At 64.3% G+C, this 7,543-nt stretch carries 6 protein-coding genes and 1 pseudogene; 4 read left to right on the top strand and 3 right to left on the bottom strand.

Features of this window, described 5'->3' with window-relative positions:
• A pseudogene (locus EN780_RS22685) lies at positions 1-283 on the top strand (alpha/beta hydrolase); the annotation flags it as partial.
• Between the two features lie 7 nt (positions 284-290).
• On the opposite strand, the gene EN780_RS22680 reads toward EN780_RS22685, so the two are convergent.
• Positions 291-692 (bottom strand): rhodanese-like domain-containing protein, encoded by a 402-nt coding sequence (locus EN780_RS22680; protein ID WP_127283132.1) that lies wholly within the window; start codon positions 690-692, stop codon positions 291-293.
• A gap of 409 nt (positions 693-1,101) precedes the next feature.
• On the opposite strand from EN780_RS22680, the gene EN780_RS22675 reads away from it, so the two are divergent.
• Positions 1,102-2,991, top strand: coding sequence for a murein L,D-transpeptidase (locus tag EN780_RS22675; protein ID WP_128275372.1), 1,890 nt, complete (start codon positions 1,102-1,104; stop codon positions 2,989-2,991).
• A gap of 9 nt (positions 2,992-3,000) precedes the next feature.
• On the opposite strand, the gene EN780_RS22670 is transcribed toward EN780_RS22675, so the two are convergent.
• Together EN780_RS22670 and EN780_RS22665 are read right to left on the bottom strand one after the other, a co-directional pair.
• Positions 3,001-3,438 carry a hypothetical protein gene (locus EN780_RS22670; protein ID WP_128275373.1) on the bottom strand — a complete coding sequence of 146 codons (438 nt, stop codon included), beginning with the start codon at positions 3,436-3,438 and terminating at the stop codon, positions 3,001-3,003.
• Positions 3,439-3,617: 179 nt separating this feature from the next.
• On the bottom strand, positions 3,618-3,884 hold the full coding sequence (locus tag EN780_RS22665; RefSeq protein ID WP_127283130.1) for a PepSY domain-containing protein: 267 nt from the start codon (positions 3,882-3,884) through the stop codon (positions 3,618-3,620).
• Positions 3,885-4,305: 421 nt separating this feature from the next.
• Here EN780_RS22665 and EN780_RS22660 point away from each other — a divergent pair, with 421 nt between their 5' ends.
• Both EN780_RS22660 and EN780_RS22655 read left to right on the top strand, forming a co-directional pair.
• Positions 4,306-6,090, top strand: coding sequence for an adenylate/guanylate cyclase domain-containing protein (locus EN780_RS22660; RefSeq protein WP_127283129.1), 1,785 nt, complete (start codon positions 4,306-4,308; stop codon positions 6,088-6,090).
• Between the two features lie 129 nt (positions 6,091-6,219).
• Positions 6,220-7,543, top strand: a 1,324-nt coding sequence (locus EN780_RS22655; protein WP_133372676.1) for a cytochrome P450, incomplete at its 3' end; no start/stop codon positions are given.

The raw sequence follows: 7,543 nt of genomic DNA, 5'->3' as shown, positions 1-7,543 counted from the left end.
TGCCATGGCCGACCGCGTCGAAAAGCTCTCCGGCAGGCCGCTCGGCGAATTCACCGGCGACCGCCAGCTTGCGGAAGCGCTGGTGCCGACGCTGGTCATCCATGCGCCCGACGACCGCGAGGTCTCGGCCGACCATGCCACGCGCTATGCCGGCGCCGGCGACCACGTCAGCCTGCATTGGGCCGACGGGCTCGGCCATCGCCGCATCCTCGCCGACAAGGGCGTGGTCGAACACGCCGTCCGCTTCGCGACCGGGCATGGCGAATCGACGCTGATGCATTGAAGCGCGGTCAGTCGGCCTTCTTCTTCTGCCCGGGCTCGACCGGCAGCCCGGCCGCTTTCCAGGCGGTGAAACCGCCGAGGATGTGCTTGACCGGTGAAAGCCCCATGTCCTGCGCCGTCTTGGTGGCCAGGGCCGAGCGCCAGCCGCCGGCGCAGAAGAAGACAAAACTCTTGCCCGAGGCGAAGAACGGCTTGTGGTAGGGGCTTTCCGGATCGATCCAGAATTCCAGCATGCCGCGCGTCACATGCCTGGCGCCTGGTATCCTGCCGTCGCGCTCGACTTCGCGCGGATCGCGCAGGTCGACGAAGATCGTATCCTCGTCCTCGATCAGCCCCGCCGCTTCCTCCGGCGAAACCACCTCGATCTCGGCATTGGCCTCATCGAGCAGCTGTCGATATCCCTTTTTCACCGGCGCATTCCTCTCGAGGCTAGTCTTGAGGATTTCCAGCACAACGGCCGGCGTTTGTCACGCCGCTCCGAGGCCGGCGATGCGCCTATGCCTCCATCGTCCGGGCCGTCTCCACAACCGTCCGGCATCGTCCCCCGGCGGAGCCGGACCAGGGGCTGATTCGTCGCCGGCGCCGCCTCGATCACGGCCTGCTGCGCCAGCGCCCGATGCAACCGGTATAGGCCAAAGCCGGTTTGCCCAAGACCGTCACAAACTTGTGAAACTGTTCTGCAACAGGCGCGCCGAAATTTATGGAAGCTTAACGAAATCGGTATGAATCGGTATAATCGCGCCTTACATCCGCCATGCGGTGGGCGTGACCGTCTAGCGGCGCGGAACGGGAGCCGGTTCACAACCGGAGCGGGTGATCATGAGAATTTTCGGAAACAAAGCCACGGTGATGCCGCTTGCGGTCGCTGCGGCGCTGAGCCTCGGCATGCCGCAGGCGAGCGCACAGGGACTGTTCGACATGCTGTTCGGTGGCGGCGTCCGGCATAACCCGCAAGGCGAATTCCCGCCGCCGCCCAAGCCGAAGCCGAACAAGGTGCCGGGTGGCGGCGGCTCCAAGATCAGCAGCCCGTCCTATTACACCTACAAGGCCGACCGGCTGGTGCGTGTCGACTTCGCGGCGCTGACGTCGTCGCCAGCGCCGGCAGCGGCAACGGAGCCGGAGAAGCCACAGGACGCAGCCTTCGTGCCGTCGGTGACCGGCAATGCCTTCCATGAGGCGATCGCCGGACTTGGAGACTATGACCTTTATGCCGAGCCCTACATCGCCAAGGCGCTGATCGCCTATTACTCGGCCAATCCGGATTTCATCTGGGTGACGGACACCGCTCCGAACAGCCGCGCGCAGGATGCGGTGCGGGTGCTTGGCGAGGCGGCGAGCTACGGCCTGACGCCCGCGGACTATACGGTCGACGTTCCTGCCGCGTCATCCTCGGCCAGCGCGGACGAGCGCCTGAAAGAGCTCGTCCGCTTCGAGATGGCGCTGTCGGCGCGCGTGCTGCGCTATGCCCATGATGCCCAGAGCGGCCGCGTCGAACCCAATCGCATGACCGGCTACTATGATTTCCCGGCCAAGCCGCTGGACATGGAAGGCGTGCTGAAGACGCTGGCGCATACGCAGGAGGTGCGCACCTATCTGGAATCGCGACACCCGCAGAACCCGGAGTATCAGGCGCTGCGCGTCGAGCTGGAAGCGCTGCAGGCGAGCGAGGAGAACGAGATCGTCGTCGATCCCAAGCTGTTGCTGAAGCCCGGCGAGAGCAGCCCCGAATTGCCGAAGCTTTTGACGCTGATCGCGCGCAACCTCGACGACGAGATGGGCGGCGACTATGGCGACGTCCTCGCCAGGCTGGGCAAGAGCGAACTCTACGATCCCGAACTGGTGCCGGTCATCAAGGCGGTGCAGAAGCGGGCCGGCATGAAGGGCGACGGCGTCATCGGGCCGCGCACGGTCGCTTCGCTGGCCGGAACCTCCAAGGCCGACAAGGTCACCAAGGTCAAGGTTGCGCTGGAAGAACTGCGGTGGCTGCCTTCCGACCTCGGCAGTCCGCGCGTCTTCATCAACCAGCCGGCCTTCACCGCCAGCTATATCGACAATGGCGAAGAGAAGCTCAAGACCCGCGTCGTCGTCGGCAAGGTCACCAACCAGACCGCCTTCTTCTACGACCAGATCGAGCAGGTCGATTTCCATCCCTATTGGGGTGTGCCGCAGTCGATCATCGTCAACGAGATGCTGCCCAGGCTGCGCAACGATCCCGGCTATCTCGACCGCGCCGGCTACGAGGTGACGGATTCGAGCGGGCGGCGCGTGCCGTCATCGGCGGTCAATTGGGGCGCCTACGGCGCCAACATTCCCTACAGCGTGCGCCAGCAGCCGAGCGAGGCCAATGCGCTGGGCGAGCTGAAGATCCTGTTCCCCAACAAGCATGCCATCTACATGCACGACACGCCGCAGAAGTCCTTCTTCGAGCGCGACATGCGGGCGCTGAGCCATGGCTGCGTGCGCTTGCAGGACCCGCGCGGCATGGCGGCGGCGGTGCTCGGTACCTCGGTCGACTATGTCGCCGAGAAGCTGAAGCACGGGCATTCGACCGAAAAGGTGACCCGCACCATCCCGGTCTATGTCGCCTATTTCACCGCGTGGCCCGACCTGGCCGACAATGTCGAATACTTCGACGACGTCTATGATCGCGACACGCGGCTGATGCAGGCGCTCGACGCGACCGAGGCAGTGCGGTCTCCGGCGAGCTAGTCGGCACCCTCAGGCACGCTCGAAAAGCGGACGCCTGAAGCCGGCGTCGCGCCCTGCGATCAGCCAATAGATCAGGCCGGCAACCGAGCCGGCGGCGGTGATGATGCCCGTGTCGGCCCAGCGCTCCGGACTCTCCGGCGCGTCCGGCCAGATCAGCGCGAAACCCGCCGCCGCCGCGATGGCGCCGAAGACCATGTGCAGCAGGAAGCTGCGCAACGAAAAGAACTCCGCGATCAGCGCGAAGACGAGGGTTTGCATCCAGGTCAGGATGATCGTCAGGAAGTAGACGAACATGCCGAGCGGCGGCACCAGCAGGACCGCGATCGGACTGACGCCCATGAGGTCGAAATAGGCTGGCGCGTTGGGCAGCGAACTGAGTATCCCATAGATCGCCGCCACGGCGATCAGCCCGACAAGCACCGCGACCAGATAGCCGGCAAGCATCATCAGGACGCGCTTCAATACATGTTTTACCACTGCCCCGCACCCCCGTGCCCGCAATCGTGGAGCAGCAGTCAGCCATCAAAGGCGGTTCGACGCAAGGGGCGGCGTCTTGCGCTCGCGCTCGCGGCGATCGGGAGGGGCGCCCCTGCACCGATGGCCGAGCACCCCGCGCAAGCGCGCGTCTATCGGGCCTCGCTGGGTTCGGCGGTCACCGGATCATAGGCGATTTCGACCTTCGCCCGGTCGGTCGTGTAATAGGTGACGGTGTAGACGCCGTCGTCCCAGTCGACTTCCTTCACATAGCGGAAGTCGGCGCGTTGCTCGACCTTGGCAAGGATTTCCGACAGTTTCTTGGCATTGGGCGGCGGCAGCGGCTTTGCATCGGCCGCGAAGGCCGGCCCGCCGAGGAGAAGAACAGTAAGGCCGGTCGCCAAAACAACAGTACGCATGATAGCCCCTCATCTCGTGCTCGCATGTGTGCCGTAAGGAACTCGCTCGCGTCCCGGTTGGTTCCGCCAGTGAGCACAACGCCTGTTCCAGGTCGGCATGGCGGACCGCGGGGCGGCGCCGTCGTCGATGTGCTTTCGCCACGTCTGAAATATATAAACCGTTGATATTTCAATATGTAAGCGAAAATTCGCGAGGCGGGACTTGAGTAACAAACGGCTAACCATGCAGCCGGTCGCGCGCTGCGTTCTATTAGCGGATCGTGGTAGAGCTTTTGCGAAGACCCTGTTAGACTTGCCGACATAACAGGGTGGCAACGGCGCGCCGAGCCTGCCGAGGATTTTCCGTCGGCAAACGGCGAAGTGTTCAACAAAGCGGAAGTCGCCCGTGCTGGACCGCAAGCAGGGACCGGGGGCTTTGACCATGGCTGAACGGAACTACACCCGTCAGCTGGCGACCATCATTTCTATCGACGCCGTCGGATTCTCGCGATTGATGGGCATCGACGACGAGCTGGCCGTCGCCGCCTTCGAGGAGCGGCGCGACATCATCGCCGACAGTTGCGCCGCATTTGGCGGCCGTACCTTCGGCGATGCCGGCGACAGCATCATGGCCGAATTCGGCAACCCGATCGAGGCCCTGCGCGCCGCCTTCGATTTCCAGGGCAGGGTCGTCGCGCTCAATGCATCCGTGGCCGAGGACATGCGCATGCCGTTCCGGGCCGGCATCAACACCGGCGACGTCATCGTGCGCGAGGGGAGGCTCTACGGCGACGACGTCAACATCGCGGCCAGGCTACAGGAGTTCGCGCCGCATGACGGGCTCGCCATCTCGGAGACGACATGGCACCACGTGAAGGACAAGACAGCCGCCGAGTTCACCGATCTCGGCGAATTCATGCTGAAGAACATCGCCTTGCCGGTGCGCGTCCTGATAGCCGGCCGCGGCGGCGGTAGCGGAGCGTCGCCGGCGGCGCCGCTCGCTGCCATTTCCCCCGCCTTTAGCCCGCAAAAGGCGCCGCCCAAGGGCCCGCCAGCAATCGCCGTGCTGCCTTTCGCAGGCAATGGCGGCGAGCGCGATGTCGGCTACATGGCCGATGGCATCGCCGAGGACATCATCTACGGCCTCTCGAATACGAGGTGGCTTTCGGTGATCGCCAAGAGTTCCAGCTTCCAGTTCCGCGACGACAGCCTGGGAACCCGGGTGATCGGCAATGCGCTGGGCGCGCGCTACATCGTCAGCGGCACGCTGACGCGCAATGGCGGGCAGATCCGGCTCAACACTTCGCTGGCCGATACGTCGAATGGGCGTCTGGTCTGGTCGCAGCGCTTCGACCGCGACCTTGTCGACATCTTCAAGCTGCGCGACCAGATCGGCAGCGAGATCGTCTCGATGCTCGACAAGGAAGTCGACCGGGCCGAACAGGCGCGCACCTTCCAGGTGCCATGGGAAAGCCTCGAGACCTGGCAATTGGTGCGACGCGGCCGCTGGCACATGAACCGGCGCACGCGCGGCGATACCGAGATCGCCCTCGACTTCTTCGAAAAGGCCTATCGTGAGGACCCCAATTCCAGCGCCGTGCTGAATGAGTTGGCATGGTGGTATTTCTGGCGGGCGTGGCTGCGTTTCGGCGACAGCGACGACCTCGACAAGGTCCAGCAGTACGCGCGCAAGGCCTTGCTGATGGACAGCCTGGATGCGCGTCCGCACGCCCATCTCGGCGTCATCGATATCATGCGGGGACAGCCGCGGGCCGCGATCGAGCATCTGAAGGAAGCGCTACACATCAACCCGAGCTTTGCCTTCGCACGCTCGGCCATGGGCAGCGCCAAGCTTTTGCTCGGCGACGCCGCCGATGCGATACCGTTCTTCCTCGACACCGAGCGGCTAAGCCCCTTCGACCTCTATCGGTTCCACAATCTGGGAGAACTGGCGGTCGCCTACAGTTTCGTCGAGAACTGGCCGGCCGTGATCGCCACGGCCGACCGCTCGCTCAACCTGTCGCCCGGCTACTTCTACGCCAGGTATCTGAAGATCGGCGCGCTCATGCGCAGCGGCCGCGCGGATGAGGCCAGGCGCGAACTGGCAATTTTCGAGACAAGGCATCCGGATTTCTCCGAACAGCGCGTGCGCTGGATCCCGTTCGCCGACAAATCCGCCAATGAATTCCTCATTGCCAATTTCGAACTGGCGAGGTCGGCGACGTGATTTCGCGGGCCGGCTGGTGGCTGGATGTGATGACTGTGAAGAGAATCACATACGCCGGAACGATGCAAGCCTAGGCCATGAGACGGCCGGTATCGCAATGACGTGGACAGCCGGGGGGCTTGAACGCGAATGATCAAGTTAAAGTATTTCGATAAGGTCCGCGCAGCCCAGAAAAGCCAGCGACCGCTTTCGGAAATGCCGCCTTTCGACATCGAACGGCTGCGCACCAATGGCCTGGCGTCGCGCATCGTCGGCTTCTTCTTCAACGATCCCCGCTGGGCCCTCGCGCTGCTGCGCCGCTTCAAGCCGAACCTCGGTTTCGGCAATTTCCTGCTCGTCACCAGGAATGCCGACGTTCGCGACATATTGGAGCGCGGCGACGAGTTCGAGACGCCTTACGGACCGGAGATGGCCGAGCTGGCGCGGGGCTCGAATTTCATCCTCGGCATGCAGGACGGCGCCGCCTACCGGCAGATGAAATCGTCGGTGCTGAGCGCCTTTCCGCCGGCCGAGGTCGAGGCCAAGGTTCGGCCGATCGCGGCGCGCCATTCCAGGGACATCATGATGGCGGCCAGCCCCGGCTTCGACGCCATAGCCGGGCTGCTGAAGATCCTGCCGGTGCATATCTGCCGCGACTATTTCGGGCTTGAGATCGACGACGAATCCGAGTTCGCCGACTGGGCGATCGCCTTGAGCGCGCTGTTCTTTTCCGATCCTACGGCCAAACCAGTCACGCGCGAGCTTGCCGTTGTCGGCGGCGATCGGCTGATCAAGGTCATCGACCGCTCCATCGACGCGATCAGGGAAAAGGGCCAGAAGGACCAGCCGCTGGCGCGGCTTGTCGCCTTGCTCGACCAGGGCCGGCTGTCGCGCCCGGACATCCATTCGATCATGCTGGGCATGATCGCCGGCTTCGTGCCGACCAATGTGCTGGCCGGCGGCAATTGCCTGGACGTCATCCTGTCGCGGCCCGATGCAAGGCAGGCCATCGACGCGGCGCTCGCCGAAAACGACACGGCGAAGCTGGACCGGGCGATCATGGAGGCCATGCGCTTCAAGCCGATCTGGGTCGGCCCGTGGCGCTATGCCTCGCGCGACGCAACCATCGCCAGGGGGACGCGCCGCGAGCGGCTGGTGAAGGCCGGAACGGTGGTGATGCCGGCGACACTGTCGGCGATGTTCGACCCCGACGCTGTGCAGAACCCGAACGATTTCGACACAACGCGCCCGCATCGCGACTATCTGGTGTTCGGGCACGGCATCCATCTGTGCATTGGCGCCGAGATCGCCAGGATCCAGATCGGGGAAAGCCTGCGCGCGCTGTTCGGCAAGGAGAAGCTGCGCCGCGCCAGCGGCAGGGCCGGACGCCTGAGCAACATCGGCGCCTATCCGGAAAGCCTCAAGGTCGATTTCGAGCAGCCGGCGTTCTGCCACACCGTCGACCAGTCGATGG

Origin of the sequence: Mesorhizobium sp. M4B.F.Ca.ET.089.01.1.1 (assembly GCF_004022605.1) — a bacterium.
In the GTDB taxonomy this organism is placed as follows: domain Bacteria; phylum Pseudomonadota; class Alphaproteobacteria; order Rhizobiales; family Rhizobiaceae; genus Mesorhizobium; species Mesorhizobium abyssinicae.
Note: the sequence above shows the minus strand (reverse complement) of the source record. Positions and strands in the feature narration are given on the sequence as shown.

Bases quoted from the DNA above. Each gene is read 5' to 3' on its own strand.
- EN780_RS22675 (WP_128275372.1), top strand. From the start codon at position 1,102: ATGAGAATTTTCGGAAACAAAGCCACGGTGATGCCGCTTGCGGTCGCT.
- EN780_RS22670 (WP_128275373.1), bottom strand. From the start codon at position 3,438: ATGATGCTTGCCGGCTATCTGGTCGCGGTGCTTGTCGGGCTGATCGCC.
- EN780_RS22665 (WP_127283130.1), bottom strand. From the start codon at position 3,884: ATGCGTACTGTTGTTTTGGCGACCGGCCTTACTGTTCTTCTCCTCGGC.
- EN780_RS22660 (WP_127283129.1), top strand. From the start codon at position 4,306: ATGGCTGAACGGAACTACACCCGTCAGCTGGCGACCATCATTTCTATC.